General features: G+C 40.1%; 1 protein-coding gene. It reads left to right on the top strand.

Annotated elements, in window-relative coordinates; all coding sequences use genetic code 11:
- A partial coding sequence (locus OQH61_RS09470; protein ID WP_266027186.1) for a sulfatase-like hydrolase/transferase occupies positions 1-484 on the top strand: 484 nt, incomplete at both ends.

Below are 484 nucleotides of genomic sequence, written 5' to 3'. Positions count from 1 at the left end.
TCCTCCCAAGCGACTACTTTTGCCTCATTGAGCCAAGCTTTGACTTTTTTTAATCAAGACTATGCGCTTACTACCCCACAAAATCAATGGTATGAATACCTCAATATCATTGATGCCTTTAAACTTGGAGGCTATCATACAAGAGCTATTTCTAACCAAGAACCTGTAAGTCTCTTTGGCAATGCAGCAGCTACGATTCTTAAAAGGGCTGATGAATCTGTGTTTGTTAATGATTCAGATAGTTTTGATTTAGCCAAGCACGATGAGGCGATATTGCAGGTGCTTTATACTATACCCCCCCCCCCATTACCACACTTTACAGCTCTACATTTAATGGGTTCTCACAACCGATATGAAAGCCGCTATCCTAAGGAATTTGCATATTTTAAGGCGGATTCTGTGCAAGGCACATTTAATGGTGCAGATACATCTCAAATTGCTGCGTATCTTAACTCTCTCCTCTATAATGACTTTATTCTTTCCC

Source organism: Helicobacter sp. MIT 21-1697, assembly GCF_026241255.1.
GTDB lineage: Bacteria > Campylobacterota > Campylobacteria > Campylobacterales > Helicobacteraceae > Helicobacter_C.
The sequence above is the reverse complement of the archived record's forward strand: the minus strand, read 5'-3'. Positions and strand labels throughout refer to the sequence as shown.